Here is a 19,763-nt window from a genome sequence, read left to right as displayed (position 1 = left end):
GGCATGACCGACATCCATTTGCGCCCGGGCGACTGGTTCGTGGGCGATGCAGGGTATCGCGTGCACACCCTGTTGGGATCGTGCGTCTCCATCGTGCTGTGGCACCCGGTACGGCGGATGGGCGCGATGTCGCATTACCTGCTGGCCCGGCGCGGCGGCGCGGCAACGGGTGCGCTGGATGGCCGTTATGGCGAAGAGGCGTTGACCCTGCTGCTGCGCGGGCTGCAGCGGGCCGGGGTGAGCGCGCTCGAGTGCCAGGCCAAGATCTTCGGCGGTGGCAACATGTTTCCGCAGCAGCCGCTGGCCGGCGCCATCGACGTAGGTCGCCGCAACGGGGAGTGTGCGCGCGAGCTGTTGCGTGCGCACGGCATCCCGGTGGTGTCGGAATCGCTGTTCGGTGTGGGACATCGGCTGGTGGCATTCGAGATCGACAGCGGCCAGGTGTGGTCGCGCCAGGTCGATCCGCTCGACAGCGCTGCGGCCAGGGTGCCGGCATGAAGCGCATCAAGGTGTTGATCGTCGACGACTCGGCCGTGGTGCGGCAGGTGCTGGGCGCGCAGCTCGATGCCGAACCCGACATCGACGTGCTGGGCGCGGTGTCCGACCCGATCCTGGCCATGCAGCGCATGGCGCTGGCCTGGCCCGACGTACTCGTGCTGGACGTGGAGATGCCGCGCATGGACGGCATCACCTTTTTGCGCAAGTTAATGGCGGAGCATCCCACACCGGTGGTGATCTGCTCCACGCTCACCGAACAGGGCGCGCAGACGACCATGGATGCGCTGGCCGCCGGCGCCTGCGCCATCGTCGCCAAGCCCAAACTTGGCCTCAAGAAATTTTTGCAGGATGCCACGGACGATCTCGCCGGCGCGGTGCGCGCGGCCGCCGGCGCCAACCTGCGCCGGCTGGCGGCGCGCGCGGCGCCGCCACCGCCCACGGCCAAGCTCAATGCCGATGCGATCCTGCCGCCGGCCGATGCCGGGGCGATGGTGCGCACCACCGAGCGCGTGGTGGCGCTGGGCACCTCCACCGGCGGCACCCAGGCGCTGGAAGAGGTGTTGACGGCCTTGCCGCGCGTAGCGCCCGGCATCGTCATCGTGCAGCACATGCCGGAGAAGTTCACCGCCGCCTTCGCCGCGCGGCTGGACAGCCGCTGCGACATCGAAGTGCGCGAGGCACGCGACCGCGACCGCGTGGTGCCCGGCCTGGCGTTGATCGCGCCGGGCGGTCGTCACATGCTGTTGCGGCGCGCCGGGGCACAGTATTACGTGGAAGTGGTGGACGGCCCGCTGGTGAATCGGCATCGTCCCTCGGTGGACGTGCTGTTCCGCTCGGTGGCCAAGTGCGCCGGCGCCAATGCGCTGGGCGTCATCATGACCGGCATGGGCGACGACGGTGCGGCGGGCCTGCTGGAGATGCGCAAGGCCGGCGCGCGCACGCTGGCGCAGGACGAAGCCAGTTGTGTGGTCTATGGCATGCCCAAGGAAGCGGTGGCGCGCGGCGCGGTGGACAAGCTGGTGCCGCTGGGCAGCATTGCACGGGAGGTATTGCAGCATGCACGTTCATGAGGACAGCCCTTGAACATCGACCATCCATGCACTGCTTGCCCCGGACGTCGGCGTGTGGCGCCGGTGTCGGAGAGCCGTGCGTCGCGGCCGGTCGTGGCTGATTCTTTTCGCCCGGCGACGGCCTTGACGCATGGAGATGCACGGTGAATGTGCCCGCGTCCATCCTGATTTGGCTGGCGATCGTGGCGCTTGCCGTTGCGGCAGGTTTGGTTGTGTGGGCGCTGCGCCTGCGCCGCGCGCTGGCGACGCGTGCCCGCTGCAGCCTGCCCGGCGAGGCGGGCTTGCGCGAGCTGCTCGATGCCAGCCCGGACGCGATGTGGGTGAATCGCGGCGATGGCGTGGTGGTGGAATGCAACCGACGACTGGCCGAACTGGCGCATGCGGAGCGCAGCAGCCTGATCGGTCGTCCGCTGGGGCAGTTGTTTGGCGCGGTCGACCCGGCGCAACTGCGCCGCATGCACGAGCGGCTGTTCGCCACCGGCGAAAGCCAGCTTTTGAACGTTCCGCTGACGACGGCCACCGGCGAGTCCGTCGAACTGGAGATCAGCAAGGCGCCGCTGCGCGGCAGGGATGGCCGCGTCACGGCCGTGCTCAGCGTGGCGCGCGACGTCACCGGACGGCGGCGCGACTACGAGCGGCTGCAACTGTGGGCGCACGCCTTTCAGCAGGCCGCCTTCGGCATCGCGATTTTCGATGTGCGGACCTCCCGCATCCTGGCGGCCAACCCGGCCTTCGCGCGCCGGCACGGTTATGCGTCGGGGGAGATGGAAGGCCTGCACGTGGATGCCTTGTACCCGCCCGAGCTCGCGGCGGAACGCGCCCACGCACGGGAGGCACTGGATCGGCTGGCCCACTGGGAGGCGGACGTCGAGCATGTGGATCGCGATGGCAGGCGTTTCCCGCTGCATCTGGACGTCTCGGTGTATCACGATGAAGGCGGCGCTCCCCTGTATGCTCTGGTGCAGGCGCACGACATCACGGAGCGCAAGCGCGCCGAGCAGGAGCTGGAAATCGCCGCGGTCGCCTTCGAGGCCATGGATGCGCTGCTGATTACCGATGCCGACCGCATCATCCAGCGCGCCAACCAGGCGTTCTCCCGGCTGACCGGTTATGCGGTCGGCGAGGTGATCGGGCGCAATTCGGATCTGTTGCGCTCGGATCATCATGGCGACGCTTTTTACGCGGCGCTGTGGAAACAGGTTCGCCGCGACGGCTACTGGAACGGCCAGCGCTGGATCGCGGTGAAGGAGGGTGTGCCGCGTGCGGTGCGCATGGCGATCACCGCCGTGCACGACACGGCGGGGCGGATCACCCACCATGTGTATTCCATCGCCGACCTGAGCCATGAGCGCGAGGCCAAGGCACATATCGAGCGACTCACTTTCTACGACCAGTTGACCGGCCTGCCCAACCGCGCCCTGCTTTGGGGGCGGCTCCGGGATCAACGGCCCCAGGCGGGTGCGCGCGCCCTGCTGATGGCCGATATCGACCGCCTGCGGCTGGTCAACGACATGCGCGACCATGCCGCGGGCGACCGCCTGATCGCCGAAGTGGCGCGGCGGCTGCGCGCGGCGCTGGACGAGGACTGCCTGCTGTGCCGGCTGGGCGGCGGCACGTTTGCCGTGATGCTGGCCAGCGAGGCCGATCGTGGCGAGTGGCTGGCCGTGGCCGTGCTCGCCGCCGTCGGGCGCATCCGCCAGGCGATGCACGAGCCGTTCCTGGTCGGCGACGCGGTGCCGGTATCGGCCACGGTCAGCGTGGGCTGGACCGAGCTGGCCGCGGGCCGGGGGGCGCCCGAGGTGGTGCTGAAAGAGGCGGAACTGGCGATGTACAACGCCAAGGCTGGCGGGGCGGGGCGCGTCTGCCGGTTTGAATCGACCATGCAACAGGCCTTGCAGGAGCGCGAGCACCTGCTGCAGGAGCTGGGCACGGCGATTGCGGCCGATGGGCTGGAGCTGCATGTGCAAGGGCAGTTCGACACGGAAGGCCGCCTGCTGGGCGCGGAAATGCTGGTGCGTTGGCAACGCCCCGGCGTGGGCATGGTGTCGCCAGGCCTGTTCATCCCCCTGGCCGAGGCCAACGGCCTGATCCTGCCCCTGGGCGACTGGGTGCTGCGCCGCGCCTGCATGCAGCTCAAGGCCTGGGAAACCCACGCGCGGCTGCGCGAGGTGGTGCTGGCGGTGAACGTGAGCCCCAAGCAACTGGCGCAGCCGGATTTCGTGCAGAGCGTGCGCACGGCACTGGCAAGCAGCGGCGCCAACCCGGCCTATCTCAAGCTGGAGATCACCGAGTCGGCCATCGTCGACGATATCGAGGGCGCCGCCGTCAAACTGGCGCAACTGCGCGAGCTTGGCATCAGCATCTCGCTGGACGATTTCGGCACCGGTTACTCCTCGCTTTCCTACCTGGCGCGCCTGCCGCTGGATCAGGTGAAGATCGACCAGTCCTTTGTCCGCCAACTGGGGCAGGGCGGCAACCACGCGCTGGTCGTGCGCACCATCATCGCCATGGGTGACGGGCTGGGCCTGGACGTGATCGCCGAAGGCGTGGAAACCGCCGATCAGATGGCCTTCCTGGTGGCCCACGGCTGCTCCCGCTTCCAGGGCTACCTGTTCGCCAGACCGATGGCCGTGCTGGCCTTTGAAACCGCGCTGGGGCAGGGGCGGATGAAGGCCATGCCGCGCTTCGGTGACCGGGCGGGGCGGTGACGCCGCGTCTTACTCGGCCTCGCCGCAGAACCGGGCCAGGAGTTCCTGCTGCACGTCGTGCACGGCTTCGCCGTCGGCGGGGCGGATCGGGCGGTAACTGCCGTCGGGCATGAGTTCGGCGGCGCCGCTGTTGTCGGCGAGGTAGTGTTCCAGCGCGCCGAGGATGCGCTGCTGCAGTTTCTTGCCCTCGATGGGAAAGGCGCACTCCACCCGGCGTTCCAGGTTGCGCTCCATCATGTCGGCGCTGGAAAGGTACAGCGTGGGCTCGCCGCCATTGGCGAACCAGTAGGCGCGGCTGTGCTCAAGGAAGCGGCCGATCACCGAGCGCACGCGGATGTTGTCCGACACGCCGGGCACACCGGGGCGCAGGCAGCACATGCCACGCACGATGAGATCCACCTGCACGCCGGCGCGGCTGGCCTGGTACAGCGCGCGGATCATCTCCGGGTCGGTGAGCGCGTTGATCTTGACCAGGATGCGCGCCGGCTTGCCGGCGCGCGCGTGCGCGGCCTCGCGCGCGATCAGTTCCAGCAGGCCACGCTTCAGGGTGAACGGCGCCTGCAGCAGTTTCTTCATGCGCAGCGCCTTGCCCATGCCGGTGAGCTGGGAGAACAGCTTGTGCACGTCCTCGCACAGCGCCTCGTCGGAGGTGAGCAGGCTGTAGTCGGTGTACAGGCGCGCGTTGACGGCGTGGTAGTTGCCGGTGCCGAGGTGGGCGTAGCGCACCAGCTCGCCGCCCTCGCGGCGCTGGATCAGCATGAGCTTGGCGTGCGTCTTGATGCCCACCACGCCGTAGATCACCATGGCGCCGGCCTGTTGCAGGCGCAGCGCGAGGCTGAGATTGGATTCCTCGTCGAAGCGCGCGCGCAGCTCCACCACGGCGGTCACTTCCTTGCCGGCACGGGCCGCGTCCACCAGCGCATCCACCAGCTCCGAATCGGCGCCGGTGCGGTACAGCGTCTGCTTGATCGCCAGCACCTGCGGGTCCTTGGCGGCCTGGCGCAGGAAATCCACCACCGGCGCGAAGGATTCGTAGGGGTGCAGCAGCAGCACGTCCTGCTTGCCGACCACCGCGAACAGATCCTCGGCGTGCTTGATGGCCTTTGGCAGCGCCGGCACGAAGGGCTTGTACTGCAGCTCGGGGTAGCTCACCTTGCTGGCGATGCGGAACAGCCGCGCGAGGTTCACCGGGCCGTTCACCTCGTACAGCGCTTCCTCGGTGAGGCCGAATTGCTTGAGCAGGTGCGCGCTCAGCTCCTTCGGGCAGTTGTCGGCCACCTCCAGCCGCACGGCGTCGCCGAAGCGGCGCGAGTACAGCTCGCCGCGCAGCGCCAGCGCCAGGTCTTCCATGTCCTCGGGGTCGATGGCCAGGTCGGCGTTGCGGGTGAGCCGGAACTGGTAGGAACCCAGTACTTCCATGCCGGGGAACAATTCCTCGGCGTGGGCATGGATGATGGAGGAGAGCAGCACATAGCAGTCGCCGCTATCGGCCACCTCGTCGGGCATGCGGATCAGCCGCGGCAGCACGCGCGGCGCCGGCACCACGGCCAGGCCCGAATCGCGGCCGAAGGCGTCCACGCCGTCCAGCCGCACGATGAAGTTCAGGCTCTTGTTGACCAGCAGCGGAAACGGATGGGTGGGGTCGAGCCCGATCGGCGTCACCAGCGGCGCCACTTCCTCGCGGAAATGCTTGCGCACCCACAGCTTCTGCTTGTGCGTCCACTCGTCGCGGCGCAGCACGCGGATGCCGTGGGTGGCCAGTGCGGGCAGGATGCGGCTGTTGAGGATGGTGTACTGGCGCTCCACCTCGCGGTGGGCGATCTTGCCGATTTCGGCCAGCACCTCGGCCGGCGTCATGCCGTCGGCGCCGATCAGCTCGTGCTCCAGCGCGATCTGGCGCTTCAGCCCGGCCACGCGGATCTCGAAGAACTCGTCCATGTTGTTGGAGAAGATCAGCAGGAACTTCAGCCGCTCCTGCAGCGGCGTGCGCTCGTCCAGCGCCTGGTCCAGCACGCGGATGTTGAACTTCAGCTGCGACAGCTCGCGGTTGAAGTACAGGCTGCGGTCGGTGAGGTCGGGCGCGTCGCCGCCTTCGTCCGGTGCGACGGTGGCAGGTGTCGTGGCGTGTTCGCGTGCGTTCATCGGATGTATCCCGGGTTATGCCGCATGGTAACGCGCCGCGCGGCTCAGCCGCCCACCACCAGCGGCTCGGGCTCCAGTGGTACGCCAAAGCGCGTGTGCACGGTGTCGGCCACCTTTTGTGCAAAGGCCCAGAGCTGGGCGCCCGTGGCCTGGCCGTGGTTCACCAGCACCAGCGCGTGGCGGTTGGAGATGCCGGCATCGCCCTCGCGTGCGCCCTTGAGTCCTGCCGCTTCGATCAGCCAGGCGGCGGAGAGCTTGCTGCAGCCGTTGGCTTGCGGCCATGCGGGTAGTTCCGGGTGTTCGCGCTTGAGCGTCTGGGCCAACGCGGCCTCGACCACCGGGTTCTTGAAGAAGCTGCCGGCATTGCCGATCACGGCCGGGTCGGGCAGTTTCCGCGTGCGCAGGCGCACCACCGCCTCGGCCACGTGGAAGGGAGCCGGCCGGTCCACGCCCAGCTTCGCCAGTTCCTCACCGATGCCGGCGTAGTCGAGCCTGAGCGCGCGCGCGCGGGGCAGGGCGAAGCGCACGGCGGTGACGATGTAGCGTCCCGGCGTCCGCTTGAAGAGCGAGTCACGGTAGCCGAAGGCGCAGGCGGCGCGGTCGAGCTGGACGACGCGCGCTTCGCGCGTGTCCCAGGCTTCCACGCTCTCGATGAACTCGGCCACCTCGGTGCCGTAGGCGCCGATGTTCTGCACCGGCGCGGCGCCCACCGTGCCGGGAATCAGGATCAGGTTTTCCAGCCCGGCCAAGCCCTGGCCCAGCGACCAGCGCACGAAATCGTCCCAGCGCTCGCCGGCGGCCACCGCGATGCGCGCGACCTCGCCGTCCGCTTCCACCTGCACGCCGCGTGTTTCCATCGCCAGCACGGTGCCGTGGAAATCTCCGGCCAACAGCAGGTTGCTGCCTTCGCCCAGCACCAGCAGCGGTGACTGGCGCACGGCGGGGAAGGCCAGCAACTCGGGCAGCTTGCTGGCGTCGTGCAACTCGGCCAGCAGCGCGGCGCGGGCATCCACGCGCAGCGTGTTGCGGTGAACGAGCGAGGCGTTTTCGCTGAGCGTATAGCCGCCCATGGGCGTGCGCTCAGCCGGCATGGCGCAACGCCTCCACACACTCCTTGATGAGCCGGGGGCCGCGGTAGATCAGCCCGGAATAGAGCTGCACCAGGTTGGCGCCGGCAGCGAGTTTCTCCGCCGCATCGTCGCCATCCGTGATGCCGCCCACGCCCACGATGGGGAAGCGCGCGCCCAGCCGCGCGCGCATGCCACGCAGCACGTCGGTGGAGAGCGCGAACAGCGGCCGGCCGGACAGGCCGCCCGCCTCGTGCCCGCGCGGGTGGTCGGCCACCATCGCGTGGTCGATGGTGGTGTTGGTGCAGATCACGCCGTCGATGCCGCTGGTGGCGAGCACTTCGGCGATGCCGTCCAGCTCATGTTCGGAAAGATCCGGCGCGATCTTCAGCAGCATCGGCTTGCGTGCGCCCGCCTGCGCGCCGAGTTGCTCCTGCCGTTCGCGCAGGGTGTCGATGAAGCGGCGCAAGGTGGCTTCTTCCTGCAGGTCGCGCAGGCCCTTGGTGTTGGGCGAGGAGATGTTCACCGTGATGTAGCTGGCGCGCGCGTAGACCTTGTCCAGGCAGGCGAGGTAGTCGTCCACGGCCCGCTCGTTCGGTGTGTCCTTGTTCTTGCCGATGTTGATGCCCAGCACGCCGGCGTAGCGCGAGCGCTCCACATTGCGCACCAGCGCGTCCACGCCGGCGTTGTTGAAGCCCATGCGGTTGATGATGGCCGCATGGCGGCGCAGGCGGAACAGCCGTGGCAGCGGGTTGCCCGCCTGCGGGCGCGGTGTCACCGTGCCCACCTCCACGAAGCCGAAACCCAGCGCGCCCAGCGCGTCCAGGTGTTCGGCATTCTTGTCCAGCCCGGCGGCCAGCCCCACCGGGTTGGGAAAGCGGATGCCGAAGGCTTCCACCGGCAGTTCGGCCACCGTCGGCGCGGCCAACCGCAGCAGCTTGAGGCGCGCGGCGAGGTCGATGCCGCGCAGGGTCATGCCGTGCGCGGTTTCGGCGTCCAGCGCAAACAACAGGGGGCGTAGCAGGGAGTACATGGTTTATCCGTTGAGGCCCTGGCCGCCGTCCACCACCAGCGTCTGGCCGGTGATCCAGCCGGCGGCGGGCGAGGCGAGAAACAGCGCGGCATGGGCGATGTCCGCAGGCGTACCGTAGCGGTCGAACGGAATCTTCGCCAGCGTGGCGGCGTAGCGTGCGGGATCGTCGCGCCGGCAGCGATCCCACAGCCCGCCGGGGAAATCGACCGAGCCTGGCGCGATGGCATTGACCCGGATGCGTTGCGGCGCCAGTGCCAGTGCCTGCGAGGCGGTGTAATGGCTGAGCGCGGCCTTCACCGCCGCGTAGGCGGCACCGTGCTTGCGCGGGTGCAGCGCGGCGATGGAGCTGGTGTGCAGGATGCTGGCGTGCGGCGAGGCCGCGAGGTGCGGCAGCGCATGGCGCGAGGCGCGCACGGCGGCCATCAGATCCACGTTGAAACCGGTGAGCCAGCCATCGTCGTCGTCGGTAAAACCGTAGCCCGAGGCGTTGTTCACCAGCACGTCGATACCGCCCAGCGCGCCGGCGGCCGCATCGACCCAGTGGGCTATGGCATCGGCTTCGGCAAGGTCGCAGGGCTCGGCGTGCACCGTCTGGCCGAAGGCGGCCAGTGCGGCGCGCGTTTCGGTGAGTGCCTGCGTGCCGCGCGCGCAGATCGACACGGCGGCGCCAGCCTCGGCGAAGGCTAGCGCGATGGCGCGGCCGATGCCCTTGCTGCCGCCGGCAACGGCGACGCGGTAGGTGTGGAAGTCGAAGCTGGCGGCCATCGGCGGTTCAGTGCCCGTGAAAAATTCGAACGTCGTGGCGAGGGCGTCGCCGACTCAGTGCCAGAGATGGTTGATGCCCAGCCCGAACACCAGCAGCACGAGGCCGGCGAGCACCAGCATGGTCGTGGCTAGTTGCACGTAGCCCAGCACCAGTCCCGTGATGGCCATGCCATCGCCCTCCATGCGGGCGTCCGCCGGCGCACGGCGAATCTCGCTGCGCGCCAGATGGCCGCAGACCACGGCCACCACGGCGCCGACGAAGGGCAGGATGCACCAGGCAAGAATGCCGAACACCAGGCTCACGATGGCCAGCGGACAGGTTCCGGAACGGTAGGTCGGAGAGCTGCTCATGCGGTGGATGCTCGGTCAGGTGGACGATGGATCGGGATATTTTTTATCTGTGTCGCGCATCCGCTGCGGCAACGGTGCGTATTGGCTGTCGGCCTCAAAATCCAGTGGCGCCCCGATGAGGCGTTGTTGCGCGCCGGCTGCCTGCCCAGTCGCATCTGGGCGCGCGGGCTGTCGGTTCAATCCCGACCCACGTGAGGCTTGTACCTTCGTGGGTCGGGATGAAGCCCGGCGCTTCCTTGTTCGAGACAGAACCGCTCCGGGTGGTTGTTACAGGTCGAACTTGATGCCCTGCGCCAGCGGCAGCGCGTTGGAGTAGTTGATGGTGTTGGTCTGCCGGCGCATGTAGACCTTCCACGCGTCCGAACCGGACTCGCGGCCGCCGCCGGTTTCCTTCTCGCCGCCGAACGCGCCGCCGATCTCGGCGCCCGAGGTGCCGATGTTGACGTTGGCGATACCGCAATCCGAACCCGCCGCCGACAGGAACTGCTCGCCCGCGCGCAGGTTGTTGGTGAAGATCGACGAGGACAGGCCCTGCGGCACGTCGTTCTGCATGTCGATGGCTTCGTCCAGCGTCTTGAACGGCATCACGTAGAGGATGGGCGCGAAGGTTTCGGACTGCACCACCTCATCGCTGTTCTTGAGACCGGTGATGATGGTCGGCAGCACGAAGTTGCCCTTGCGATCGGTCAGCGCCTTGCCGCCGGTACGCACGTTGCCGCCGGCGGCCTTGGCCTTCTCGACCGCAGCAAGGTAGCCCTGCACCGCCTCCGGGCTGTTGAGCGGGCCCATCAGCGTGGTGGCCAAGGTGGGATCGCCGATCTTGCCCTCGACCTGGTGGTAGGCCTTGACCAGAGTGTCGAGCACGCCGTCGAAGATCGACTCATGCACGAACAGCCGGCGCGTGGTGGTGCAGCGCTGGCCGGCGGTGCCGACCGCGCCGAACACGATGCCGGGAATCGCCAGCTTCAGGTCGGCCGTTTCGTCCAGGATGATCGCGTTGTTGCCGCCCAGCTCCAGCAGCGAGCGGCCCATGCGCTTGGCGACGCGCTCGCCCACGTGGCGGCCCACCTTGGTCGAGCCGGTGAAGCTGATCAGAGCGATGCGCTTGTCGTCCACGAAGGCCTGCGACAGCTCCGTGCCGGCGTCGTTGAACAGGAAGAACAGGTCCGGGAAGCCGCCGGCCTTCAGCGCCTCGTTGCAGATCTTCATGGTGGCGATCGCCGACAGCGGCGTCTTCGGCGACGGCTTCCAGATGCAGATGTCGCCGGCAATGGTGGCCAGCATGGCGTTCCACGCCCACACCGCGACCGGGAAGTTGAACGCACTGATGATGCCGACCAGGCCCAGCGGATGGTACTGGTCGTACATGCGGTGGCCGGGGCGCTCCGAGTGCATGGTGGCGCCGTACATCATGCGGCTCTGGCCCACCGCGAAGTCGGCGATGTCGATCATCTCCTGCACTTCGCCGTCGCCCTCGGGCTTGATCTTGCCCATCTCCAGCGCGACCAGCGAACCCAGCGCGTCCTTGTGCTTGCGCAGCGCTTCGCCGCACAGCCGCACCGCTTCGCCGCGCTGCGGCGCCGGCGTGGTACGCCACACCTTGAACGCGGCCTGCGCGCGCTGGACGATCACCTCGTAATCAGCGGCGCTGGACGCATGCACGGTGCCGAGCACGTCGCCGGTGGCGGGGTTCACCGGCCGCAGCGCGCCGGCGTCGGTGGTCTTCGACCACTCGCCGTGGCCGAGGTAGCTGCCGGAATTGATGTCGGCCAGGCCGAGCGCGGAAAGGATGTGGTGGGACATGCTGGACTCCGTTGGCGCCGACGCGCGGCGTCTCTTTTTGAAACGCCCATTCTACCAGTGGCCCCATCCCGCCGTTCGCGCACCGCCGCAAAACCGTGCGAGAATCCCCGCCCCGCCCTCGTAGCTCAGTTGGATAGAGCGTCCCCCTCCTAAGGGGAAGGTCGCACGTTCGAATCGTGTCGGGGGCACCAGATGCACGAAGGCCGGCGAGAGCCGGCCTTTGGCGTTTTCGCGGCATGCCACGATCAATGCGCGGCGGGCTGGCCGCCGATGCTCGAATCCAGGAGCTGCGTGATGGATGCGAACAGCTCCCCACGCTGGCGCACGCCGGGTGCACAATCGAGCCCCTTGCCAAGAACGGAGTGCGCCATGCGTCCGCCCCTGTTTGCTGCCTTGCTGTTTTGCCTGCCGCTCGCCGCGCCTGCCGTGGCTGCCGATGTGCCGGGTGTACCGGCCTACGTGGCCGCCGCGGTCAACGACCCCGCGCGTGCCGCTGACCGGCATGACGATGCGCGTCGCCAGATCGAAGCGGTGATGTCGTTCGCCGACGTGAAGCCTGGACAAAGCGTGCTGGAACTCGACCCCGGCAGCGGCTACTGGACGCGTGTGTTCAGCGCCATCGCGGGGCCGCAAGGGCACGTCTATACCGTGTGGCCGAACGAGATGGCGAAGTTCTCGGCCAAGAGCTACGCGAACTGGCAGAAGCTTGCCGCCACGCCGCACTACGCCAATGTCAGCCTGCTCAGGCAGCCGGCCGCTGCCTTGAGCGCGCCGACCAAGGTCGACCTGGTATTCACTGCGCAGAATTACCACGACTACCACGATCCGTTCATGGGGCCGGTGGATATGGCGAAGTTCGACAAGGTGGTGTTCGACGCGCTCAAGCCCGGCGGCCTGTTCGTGGTGATCGATCACGTGGCGCCGGCCGGCTCGGGATTGGCCGACACCAACACCGTGCACCGCATCGATCCGGCCGTGGTGAAGCAGGAGGTGGAGGCGGCCGGCTTCGTGTTCGACGGCGAGAGCGCGGCGCTGCGCAACAGCGCCGACCCGCACACGGCGTCGGTGTTCGACAAGTCGATACGCGGCCACACCGACCAGTTCGCCTATCGCTTCCGCAAGCCCGCCAAGTAACCGGTTGCCCGCGAGCCATGGATGGCTCGCACGCGGCCCATCACGCGCGTGCTTGGCCGGCGGCACCCAGTCTGGCCTGCGGCCGGGTTGGGCGAGTCTGGAAAGTGCCGGCCTGCACTTTCCAGACTCCAGGCAGCAGGCGCTGCGATTGGTGCATGCAGCGAGCTACCATCGCAGCATGCACAAGCTGCACTTCGACAACACGTTTCTGCGCGAACTCCCCGCCGATCCCTCCGACACCCCCGGCCCGCACGAAGTGACCGGTGCGCTGTATTCGCGCGTGTCGCCCACACCGGTAACCGCCCCGCGCCTGCTGGCCCATTCGGTGGAAATGGCCGCGACGCTGGGCTTCAGCGCGGAGGAACTCGCCAGCGATGCCTTCGCGCAGGTATTCGGCGGCAATGCGCTGCTGCCCGGCATGCAGCCCTGGGCGGCGAACTACGGCGGTCACCAGTTCGGTGCGTGGGCGGGGCAGCTCGGCGACGGCCGCGCCATCTCGCTGGGCGAGGTCGTCGCTGACGGCGGCGAGCGCTGGGAACTGCAGCTCAAGGGCGCCGGCCCCACGCCATACTCGCGCAGCGCGGATGGCCGCGCGGTGCTGCGTTCGTCGGTTCGCGAATTCCTGTGCAGCGAGGCGATGCACCACCTCGGCATTCCCACCACGCGCGCGCTGTGCCTGGTCGGCACCGGCGAGGCCGTGGTGCGCGACCTGCTCTACGACGGCCATCCGCGCGCGGAACCGGGCGCCATCGTCTGCCGCGCAGCGCCGTCCTTCATCCGCTTCGGCAGCTTCGAACTGCCTGCGTCGCGCGGCGACACGGCGCTGCTGCGGCAACTGGCGGACTTCGCCATCCGCCGCGATTTTCCCCATCTGGCCGGACAGGGCGAAAGCCTTTACGGCGACTGGTTCGGCGAAATCTGCGCGCGTACGGCGCGTCTCATGGCCGACTGGATGCGCGTGGGTTTCGTGCATGGCGTGATGAACACCGACAACATGTCGATCACGGGCCTCACCCTGGACTACGGCCCCTACGGCTGGATCGACGACTACGACCCGGACTGGACGCCGAACACCACCGACGCGCAGCGCCGCCGCTACCGCTACGGCCAGCAGCCGAACGTGGCGTGGTGGAACCTGTCCCGCCTTGCGCAGGCCTTGTCACCACTGTTCGGCGACATCGCGCCGCTGCAGGCCGGGCTGGATCGCTACGCCACCGTCTACGCCGAGGCGGATCGCGCCAATACCGCCGCCAAGCTCGGCCTGGCCGCCTGCCGCGACGAGGACGTGGCGCTGATGCAATCGCTGCAGTCCCTGCTGCGCGCGGCCGAGGTGGACATGACACTGTGGTTCCGAGGCCTGGCCGCGGTCGATCCGCTACGCCCCGCGCTGGAGCCGCTGCACGAGGCGTTTTACGACGAGGCGAAACGAAGCGCGCACGAGTCGGCCTTCGCGGACTGGTTGGCGCGCTACGCCGCCCGCCTTGCCGATGACTCGCTGTCCACCGCGGAACGTCGTGCCCGCATGCACGCCGCCAATCCGCGCTACGTGCTGCGCAACTACCTCGCCCAGCAGGCGATCGAGCGCGCCGAGCAGGGCGATGCCGGCGGCATCCACGAGCTGCTCGACGTGCTGCGCCATCCATGCGACGAGCAGCCGGGCCGTGAAGCCTTCGCGCGCAAGCGGCCCGACTGGGCGCGGCACCAGCCGGGCTGCTCGATGCTTTCCTGCAGTTCGTAGGTCATCCGGCGCGCAGCCTGTACCGTCGATGCGTCTTTGATTGCGTGCAGCCATGCGCATAAATTGTGCGCATCAGACAGGAGTTGCCAGCATGGCCACCATCTACGATGCCGAAGCCGGCAAGCGTGCCGTCAACCTCAGCGTCAATGGCGATCTGCTCGACAAGGCCAAGCAGCACGGCATCAACCTTTCCGCCACGTTCGAGCATGCCCTGGCCGAAGCCTTGAACGCCGTAAGGCGCGAGCAGTGGCTCACCGAAAACCGCAAGGCCATGGGTGCCTACAACGAACACGTCGAGGCGGCTGGGGTCTACAGCGATGGCCTGCGGAGCTTCTGATGCCGCAGTTCGCCGTGCACCGCAATGCCAATCCGGCTACGCAGTCAGCCGTACCGTTGTTGCTCGACGTGCAAAGCGACTGATTGTCGGGTTGGGGACGCGGGTCGTGGTGCCGCTTTACACGGCGCTCGCCATGCGGGGCAAAACCATGAAGACGCTGACCCCGGTGCTTGTGGTCGGCGGCAAGTCGTATGTCATGGTGACGCCGCAGCTGGCTGGCGTTGCAAGGAAATACCTGGGTGCGCAGGTCGGGGAGCTTTCTGCGCAGCGCGACGCCATCCTGGCCGCCCTGGATTTCCTGGTTGCCGGTTTCTGATCAGTGCGCCGGCTTGCTTGCGCGCACGATCCACACCCACGGAAACATGCGGAACTCCGGCCACGAGCGTTGCACTGCGAGGCCAGCTTCGCGCAGCACCTGCGCGTAGAGTGCCGTGCAGCGGAAGTCGAGCAGGGCGACCTGGCCGCCGGGCTTGAGCACGCGCGCGATCTCGCGCGCAGCCTGTTCGCGGTCGGCCACGGTGGGCAGGTTGTGGACGGCAATGCTGGAGACGACGGTGTCGAAGATGGCGTCGGGGTAGGGCAGGTGGCGCATGTCGCCAGTGTCGATCTGCACACGGTCGGCCACGCTTGCCAGTTCGGCGTTGTGCCTTGTGGTTGCGGCGGCGTTGCCGCTCTGGTCGCGCGTGCTCCACAGGTCGATACCGGTGGCGCGTCCGCGCGGCAGGCGGCGAGCGGCTTCGAGCAGGAGCAGGCCGCGGCCGCAACCCACGTCCAGTACTTGCTCGTCGCCGCGCAACTGCAGCGCGGCCATCATCCCGCGCATCACCTGGTGCTTGCCGTGCAGGCTGCTCAACGTCATCAGGGCCGCTTCGGCGCACATCAGCAGGCCGGTGCAGCGCAGCGTCCACGTCAAGGCCGGCGCGAAGCCGTGGTACAGGCCGGCGAGCAGCAGCACCGGCCCGCCGATGGCGAAGCCCAGCACCAGGCCCGGCGCGTCGATGCCGTAGCGCGGTTTCTCGGGTGCACGATCCTGCGCGGTCTCCCGGATGTTCCCCTGCATGGCGCATCCCCCGCTGCGTTGACTTGGCCATCTCCCCGGCGCAGGGGCGCGGCGATCCAGTGTGGCGATGGCATGGGCAACAAGAAGGCGCCCGTCGTGCGGGCGGCGGGCGGTAGGAACCGGAACGTGATTTCAGGCGTGCGCGACCGTAGCCGTGGGCGTGCGTCGCCCGAGTCCACCCGTACTGTCAACGGCAGTCCGTGTCTTTCGCGTAGCGGGTGATTCCGTCGGGCAATTGAACCCAGGCGTGCTTGCGGCACTCGTAGACGGAATCCTGCGGCTCGGGGAAATCCGGGTCGGCAAAGGCACCGACTGCGACCATCACGCACTGGTCGTTCCCTTCCTCCGTATGGAAAACCGTGCTGCCGCAGACAGGGCAGAACCGGAAGCGGAACTTCGTCCCGTGATCGCCTGTGCGCACGTACTCCGTCGCGGTGCCGGCAACGGCAAAGGGCGTGGAGTAGGCAGCCAGCGTCGCGAATATGCTGCCGGTGCGCTGCTGGCACGCGAGGCAATGGCAGATGCCGGCGCCCAGCGAATCGCCTTGCACCTCGATGCGCAACTGTCCGCAGCAACATGAAGCCGTCTTGCCTGGCATGGGAACCTCTGCCGGAATTCAGTGGTGCCATGCGTGTCGTGCTGGCATGGCGTCGGGTTCATCTGGAGACGTGGGCATAAACCATGCGCAGGCCGAAGGCCAGTGCCGGCGATTGCAGGCGCCAGGTTCGGGATCCGTATCGAGGCGCAAGCGGCAAAGCTTGTGGGTGGTGGCCCCCAAGATGAACCCTGAGGTGGAAGACAGCCAGGGCATGACCGATTCGGTCGCCACGCCCCGGCTTTCCCGCACGCCGCGGTTCAGCGCGGCCCGGCTACCAGCAGGCTGAAACCGGTGACGGGCTTGCCGTGGCCGTGCGTGGTGGCGCCGACCGTGAACACCTCGTGGGTCGAGGGATCGAGCGCCAACGTGCGAGCGCTGGGCATGGTGGGTACCTTCACCGCCGGCGCGTAGTGGTCGGCATCGATTTGATGGATCACGCCGAGCGAACCTTCGCCGCTCGCGGCGATCACGTTGTGCAGCTTGGCATCGTAGACGACGGCATCCGGGCGGCGGCCGATCGACAGCTTGGCGACCTGCCGCCCATTGTCGGCGTTCGTCACGATCATCCAGCCGTTGGCGCACACCGAGAACAGGCGGTGGCTGGCGGTATCCAGCGCCAGGCCGGTCGGCCCTTGGCAGGGCGCCAGCGGCCAGACGTGCACGACCTTGCGCTCCCGCAGGTCGACCTCGGCCAGCTCGCTCGAACCTTCGAGGTTGACGTAGAGCCGGCCGGCGCCGTCGAGCGCCGGGAATTCGGGGTTGCTGCGCAGCGCGATGGTGGCGACCTCCTTGCCCAGCTTTGGGTCGATCACGCTGATCCCGTTGCTGTCGCCGTTCATCGCCAGCACGTCGCCGTTGGCGTCGTCGTAGATGATCGCATCCGGATCCTTGCCGCTGACCGGGATGTTGCCGACCACCTTCAGCGTCGCCAGGTCGACCACGCTGACGTCGTTGCCGTGGCCATTGCTGACGTAGGCGCGGTGCAGCGACGGCACCACGGCGACGCCGTGCGCATGCTGCATGCCGCCGATCTCCGCGACGAGCTTGCCGTCGTCGGCGTTTACCACCATCACGCGATTGTCGCGCGCGATGAACAGCCGCCGCGTCGTCGCGTCCAGGCTCACATAGTCCCAGCCGCCGTCGCCGCCGAGCGCGTAGTGCCGGGTGATGGTGTAGCCGGTGGCAGCCGTGCTCGCGACAGCCAGCGGCGGGATGCCTGCGGCCGTGGCGAACAACAGCGTCCAGATGATCTTCTTCATGGCATGGTCCTTGGTGGAGGGAAAAGTGCAGCGGTAGAGCCTGGTCGCCGGATGTCAGAGCAGCGGAGTATCCGGCGGAGGAAAATCCAGTTGCGCGCGCAGGCCGGGGGCGGTGTCGCCGAACGCGAGCGTGGCGTCGTGCAGGTCGGCCACGGCAGCGACCAGTGCCAGGCCCAGCCCGCTGCCGGGCGTGCTGCGCGCGGCGTCGAGCCGTACGAAGCGACCGGTCACGCGCGTGCGCGCCTCGGCGGGTATGCCGGGGCCGGCGTCGTCGAGCGTGACGCGACAACCGCCCTCCTGCCGTTCCAGCGTGAGCGCGACCGGTGTGCCCGGAGGCGTGTGGTGCAGGACGTTCTCGATCAGGTTGACAAACAGCTGCGTGAGCAGCGCGCGGTCGCCCAGTATGTGCACGCCATGGGCAAGGTTCGTGCGCAGCGTCCGTCCCTGGTCCTCCAGCAGCGGCGCATAGTCGCCGACGACACTGTCGAGCAGCCCGGACAGATCCACCATGGCGAAGCCGGCGCGGCGCTGGCGGCTTTCGACCTGGGCGATGCGCAACAGGGCCGCGAAGGTCGCCAGCACATCGTCGACATCGGTCAGGGCGCGCTCCGCCGCCGCGCGAAAGGCGTCGGTGTCGGTGGCCGTGCGGGTGGCGGTTTCCAGCCGCTGGCGCAGATGGCTCAGCGGGGTGCGCAGGTCGTGTGCGATATCGTTGGATACTTGCCGCATGCCTTCCATCAACGCCTGAATGCGCTCCAGCATACCGTTCAACGCTTGTGCCAGGCGATCGAACTCGTCATCGCGGCCGCCGTGCGAGATGCGCACGCCGAGGTCGCCGGCGGCGATGCGCGCGGCGGCCGTAGCCACCGCCTCGACGCGACGCAGGTAGCTGCGTGCGGTGAACACGCCGCCCAGCAGCGCGAAGATGACCGATGCGATGCCGGCCCACAGGAAGGCATCCTGCAGCAGCGCATCCAGTTGATCGGCGCTGCGCCGGTCGCGCCCCACTACCAGCAATCCACCATCGTCGAGCCGGGCGGCATGCACCAGCATGTGCAGCCCGCGGCCCGATGGCATGTCTTTCGTCAGTGCGCTCCAGCCGGTATGGGCCGGCGCAAGCGGCAGGTCGCCTGCGACGCGCCGCCCGTCGACGCCAAACAAACCGTAGTAGAGCGGCCCCTGCGGCGCCTGCGCGACGATGTCGGCGATCGCAGTTGCGCGCTTGCCGGCCGGTATCGCGGCGACCTCGCCGAACTCGTCGGCGATCGCGCGCCGAACCTGCGCTTCGACGTAACCGCGCACCGACCACCAGGTGATCGCGAACAGCAGCAGGGCGATCAGCGCGAACAGGCCCGCCTGCAGTGCGGCGAGCCGGAAGGCCGAGCTGCGCAGCAGACGCGCACCGAGCATGGCGGAACCGGTGCCAGTCACGGCTGCTCCGGCGCCGTGCGCAGCACGTAGCCGACGCCGCGCAGTGTGCCGAGCAGTTCGCCTCCGGCGAAGCCGCGGTCGATCTTGCCGCGCAGGCGGCTGATGTGGGTCTCCACCACGCTGGTCTGCGGATCGAAGTGGTATTCCCACACCTGCTCCAGCAGCATCGTCCGGGTTACTAGTTCGCCGGCATGGCGCATCAGGTATTCAAGCAGGCGGAATTCGCGGGGCTGCAGTTCGATCATCCTGCCGCCGCGGCGCACTTCGCGGCTGAGCAGATCCATTTCCAGGTCAGCCACGCGCAACTGGACCACGGCGGGGCTGGCCAGCGGCGGACGCCGCGCCAGCGCGCCGATGCGCGCGACCAGTTCGGCGAAGGCAAACGGCTTGGCGAGGTAGTCGTCTGCGCCCGCCTCGATGCCTTCGACCCGCGCGTCCACTTCGCCCAGCGCGGTCAGCATCAGCACCGGCGTGTTGATGCCGATTTTGCGCAGCGCCCGCAGCAGGTCGAGCCCGGCCATGCGCGGCAGCATGCGGTCGACCACCAGCACTTGATGGTGGCCTTCGCGTGCGCGGCGCAATCCGGCCAGGCCATCGCCGGCCTGGTCGACGGCATGGCCGAGCTCGCGCAGGCCCCCGGCCACGTAGTCGCGAGTCTCCGCATCGTCCTCGATCAGCAAGATGTCCATGCGCGGCTACCTCGGCAGCACCGTTTGACCTGGCGGCACTACCCCAGAAACATGTGTCGGTCCGATGACAGTGCGTCCTT

The 19,763-nt window shown here is 68.4% G+C and carries 19 protein-coding genes and 1 tRNA gene; 8 read left to right on the top strand and 12 right to left on the bottom strand.

Annotation, left to right across the window (positions count from 1 at the left end):
- Positions 1-3 precede the first annotated feature (3 nt).
- The 3 genes from AC3WQA_RS02540 (at position 4) to AC3WQA_RS02530 (ending at position 4,276) form a co-directional block, all read left to right on the top strand.
- Positions 4-498 carry a chemotaxis protein CheD gene (locus tag AC3WQA_RS02540; RefSeq protein ID WP_492673538.1) on the top strand — a complete coding sequence of 165 codons (495 nt, stop codon included), beginning with the start codon at positions 4-6 and terminating at the stop codon, positions 496-498.
- Positions 495-1,568: a protein-glutamate methylesterase/protein-glutamine glutaminase gene (locus tag AC3WQA_RS02535; RefSeq protein WP_492673537.1), complete on the top strand. Its 1,074-nt coding sequence runs from the start codon at positions 495-497 to the stop codon at positions 1,566-1,568. Before AC3WQA_RS02540 ends, AC3WQA_RS02535 begins: the two co-directional genes overlap by 4 nt.
- Before the next feature lie 143 nt (positions 1,569-1,711).
- Complete coding sequence (locus AC3WQA_RS02530; RefSeq protein WP_492673536.1) at positions 1,712-4,276, top strand: sensor domain-containing protein; 2,565 nt, start codon at positions 1,712-1,714, stop codon at positions 4,274-4,276.
- 9 nt (positions 4,277-4,285) lie between these two features.
- On the opposite strand, the gene ppk1 is transcribed toward AC3WQA_RS02530, so the two are convergent.
- The 6 genes from ppk1 to amaB all read right to left on the bottom strand — a co-directional run bounded on the left by ppk1 (position 4,286) and on the right by amaB (position 11,437).
- Positions 4,286-6,418: a polyphosphate kinase 1 gene (gene ppk1 / locus AC3WQA_RS02525; protein WP_492673535.1), complete on the bottom strand. Its 2,133-nt coding sequence runs from the start codon at positions 6,416-6,418 to the stop codon at positions 4,286-4,288.
- A gap of 44 nt (positions 6,419-6,462) precedes the next feature.
- A complete protein-coding gene (gene murB / locus AC3WQA_RS02520; RefSeq protein WP_492676304.1) occupies positions 6,463-7,488 on the bottom strand; it encodes a UDP-N-acetylmuramate dehydrogenase in 1,026 nt (341 codons plus the stop codon).
- A 10-nt stretch (positions 7,489-7,498) separates the two neighbouring features.
- Positions 7,499-8,518 carry a quinone-dependent dihydroorotate dehydrogenase gene (locus AC3WQA_RS02515; RefSeq protein WP_492673534.1) on the bottom strand — a complete coding sequence of 340 codons (1,020 nt, stop codon included), beginning with the start codon at positions 8,516-8,518 and terminating at the stop codon, positions 7,499-7,501.
- Positions 8,519-8,521: 3 nt separating this feature from the next.
- A complete protein-coding gene (locus AC3WQA_RS02510; RefSeq protein WP_492673533.1) occupies positions 8,522-9,283 on the bottom strand; it encodes an SDR family NAD(P)-dependent oxidoreductase in 762 nt (253 codons plus the stop codon).
- Positions 9,284-9,337: 54 nt separating this feature from the next.
- Complete coding sequence (locus AC3WQA_RS02505; protein WP_492673532.1) at positions 9,338-9,634, bottom strand: DUF4190 domain-containing protein; 297 nt, start codon at positions 9,632-9,634, stop codon at positions 9,338-9,340.
- Positions 9,635-9,901: 267 nt separating this feature from the next.
- Positions 9,902-11,437, bottom strand: coding sequence for an L-piperidine-6-carboxylate dehydrogenase (gene amaB, locus AC3WQA_RS02500; protein ID WP_492673531.1), 1,536 nt, complete (start codon positions 11,435-11,437; stop codon positions 9,902-9,904).
- A 114-nt stretch (positions 11,438-11,551) separates the two neighbouring features.
- Between amaB and AC3WQA_RS02495 the strand changes: the two genes are divergently transcribed.
- Positions 11,552-11,628 (top strand) — tRNA-Arg (locus AC3WQA_RS02495).
- Positions 11,629-11,682: 54 nt separating this feature from the next.
- Here AC3WQA_RS02495 and AC3WQA_RS02490 read toward each other — a convergent pair.
- A complete protein-coding gene (locus tag AC3WQA_RS02490) occupies positions 11,683-11,808 on the bottom strand; it encodes a hypothetical protein (RefSeq protein WP_492673530.1) in 126 nt (41 codons plus the stop codon).
- Here AC3WQA_RS02490 and AC3WQA_RS02485 point away from each other — a divergent pair.
- From AC3WQA_RS02485 to AC3WQA_RS02470, 4 genes are all read left to right on the top strand, one after another.
- Positions 11,807-12,571, top strand: a complete 765-nt coding sequence (locus tag AC3WQA_RS02485; protein WP_492673529.1) for a class I SAM-dependent methyltransferase — start codon at positions 11,807-11,809, stop codon at positions 12,569-12,571. The two genes, AC3WQA_RS02490 and AC3WQA_RS02485, sit on opposite strands and share 2 nt — an antisense overlap.
- A gap of 178 nt (positions 12,572-12,749) precedes the next feature.
- Positions 12,750-14,309, top strand: coding sequence for a protein adenylyltransferase SelO (locus AC3WQA_RS02480; protein WP_492673528.1), 1,560 nt, complete (start codon positions 12,750-12,752; stop codon positions 14,307-14,309).
- A 91-nt stretch (positions 14,310-14,400) separates the two neighbouring features.
- Positions 14,401-14,646, top strand: coding sequence for a type II toxin-antitoxin system CcdA family antitoxin (locus tag AC3WQA_RS02475; RefSeq protein ID WP_492673527.1), 246 nt, complete (start codon positions 14,401-14,403; stop codon positions 14,644-14,646).
- The gene (locus tag AC3WQA_RS02470) at positions 14,627-14,962 is read left to right on the top strand and encodes a CcdB family protein (protein ID WP_492673526.1); all 336 of its coding nucleotides are present in this window, start codon (positions 14,627-14,629) and stop codon (positions 14,960-14,962) included. Before AC3WQA_RS02475 ends, AC3WQA_RS02470 begins: the two co-directional genes overlap by 20 nt.
- Here the strand turns inward: AC3WQA_RS02470 and AC3WQA_RS02465 are convergent, their stop codons facing one another.
- From AC3WQA_RS02465 to AC3WQA_RS02445, 5 genes are all read right to left on the bottom strand, one after another.
- Entirely contained in the window at positions 14,963-15,706 is a 744-nt protein-coding gene (locus AC3WQA_RS02465) for a class I SAM-dependent methyltransferase (RefSeq protein WP_492673525.1), read from the bottom strand. It lies immediately after the preceding gene.
- Between the two features lie 187 nt (positions 15,707-15,893).
- The gene (locus AC3WQA_RS02460) at positions 15,894-16,304 is read right to left on the bottom strand and encodes a GFA family protein (protein ID WP_492673524.1); all 411 of its coding nucleotides are present in this window, start codon (positions 16,302-16,304) and stop codon (positions 15,894-15,896) included.
- A 257-nt stretch (positions 16,305-16,561) separates the two neighbouring features.
- A complete protein-coding gene (locus AC3WQA_RS02455) occupies positions 16,562-17,563 on the bottom strand; it encodes a YncE family protein (protein ID WP_492673523.1) in 1,002 nt (333 codons plus the stop codon).
- Between the two features lie 54 nt (positions 17,564-17,617).
- Positions 17,618-18,994 carry a sensor histidine kinase gene (locus AC3WQA_RS02450; protein WP_492673522.1) on the bottom strand — a complete coding sequence of 459 codons (1,377 nt, stop codon included), beginning with the start codon at positions 18,992-18,994 and terminating at the stop codon, positions 17,618-17,620.
- Positions 18,991-19,683 carry a response regulator transcription factor gene (locus AC3WQA_RS02445; RefSeq protein ID WP_492673521.1) on the bottom strand — a complete coding sequence of 231 codons (693 nt, stop codon included), beginning with the start codon at positions 19,681-19,683 and terminating at the stop codon, positions 18,991-18,993. The genes AC3WQA_RS02450 and AC3WQA_RS02445 overlap by 4 nt, the downstream gene beginning before the upstream one ends.
- Between the last annotated feature and the right edge of the window lie 80 nt (positions 19,684-19,763).

This window comes from Rhodanobacter sp. FW106-PBR-R2A-2-24, from assembly GCF_058789615.1.
The sequence above is the reverse complement of the archived record's forward strand: the minus strand, read 5'-3'. Positions and strand labels throughout refer to the sequence as shown.

Bases quoted from the DNA above. Each gene is read 5' to 3' on its own strand.
- AC3WQA_RS02480 (WP_492673528.1), top strand. From the start codon at position 12,750: ATGCACAAGCTGCACTTCGACAACACGTTTCTGCGCGAACTCCCCGCC.
- AC3WQA_RS02540 (WP_492673538.1), top strand. From the start codon at position 4: ATGACCGACATCCATTTGCGCCCGGGCGACTGGTTCGTGGGCGATGCA.
- AC3WQA_RS02470 (WP_492673526.1), top strand. From the start codon at position 14,627: ATGGCCTGCGGAGCTTCTGATGCCGCAGTTCGCCGTGCACCGCAATGC.
- AC3WQA_RS02465 (WP_492673525.1), bottom strand. From the start codon at position 15,706: ATGCAGGGGAACATCCGGGAGACCGCGCAGGATCGTGCACCCGAGAAA.
- AC3WQA_RS02515 (WP_492673534.1), bottom strand. From the start codon at position 8,518: ATGTACTCCCTGCTACGCCCCCTGTTGTTTGCGCTGGACGCCGAAACC.
- AC3WQA_RS02505 (WP_492673532.1), bottom strand. From the start codon at position 9,634: ATGAGCAGCTCTCCGACCTACCGTTCCGGAACCTGTCCGCTGGCCATC.
- AC3WQA_RS02475 (WP_492673527.1), top strand. From the start codon at position 14,401: ATGGCCACCATCTACGATGCCGAAGCCGGCAAGCGTGCCGTCAACCTC.
- AC3WQA_RS02490 (WP_492673530.1), bottom strand. From the start codon at position 11,808: ATGGCGCACTCCGTTCTTGGCAAGGGGCTCGATTGTGCACCCGGCGTG.
- AC3WQA_RS02535 (WP_492673537.1), top strand. From the start codon at position 495: ATGAAGCGCATCAAGGTGTTGATCGTCGACGACTCGGCCGTGGTGCGG.
- AC3WQA_RS02460 (WP_492673524.1), bottom strand. From the start codon at position 16,304: ATGCCAGGCAAGACGGCTTCATGTTGCTGCGGACAGTTGCGCATCGAG.
- amaB (WP_492673531.1), bottom strand. From the start codon at position 11,437: ATGTCCCACCACATCCTTTCCGCGCTCGGCCTGGCCGACATCAATTCC.
- AC3WQA_RS02445 (WP_492673521.1), bottom strand. From the start codon at position 19,683: ATGGACATCTTGCTGATCGAGGACGATGCGGAGACTCGCGACTACGTG.
- ppk1 (WP_492673535.1), bottom strand. From the start codon at position 6,418: ATGAACGCACGCGAACACGCCACGACACCTGCCACCGTCGCACCGGAC.
- AC3WQA_RS02455 (WP_492673523.1), bottom strand. From the start codon at position 17,563: ATGAAGAAGATCATCTGGACGCTGTTGTTCGCCACGGCCGCAGGCATC.
- murB (WP_492676304.1), bottom strand. From the start codon at position 7,488: ATGGGCGGCTATACGCTCAGCGAAAACGCCTCGCTCGTTCACCGCAAC.
- AC3WQA_RS02510 (WP_492673533.1), bottom strand. From the start codon at position 9,283: ATGGCCGCCAGCTTCGACTTCCACACCTACCGCGTCGCCGTTGCCGGC.
- AC3WQA_RS02485 (WP_492673529.1), top strand. From the start codon at position 11,807: ATGCGTCCGCCCCTGTTTGCTGCCTTGCTGTTTTGCCTGCCGCTCGCC.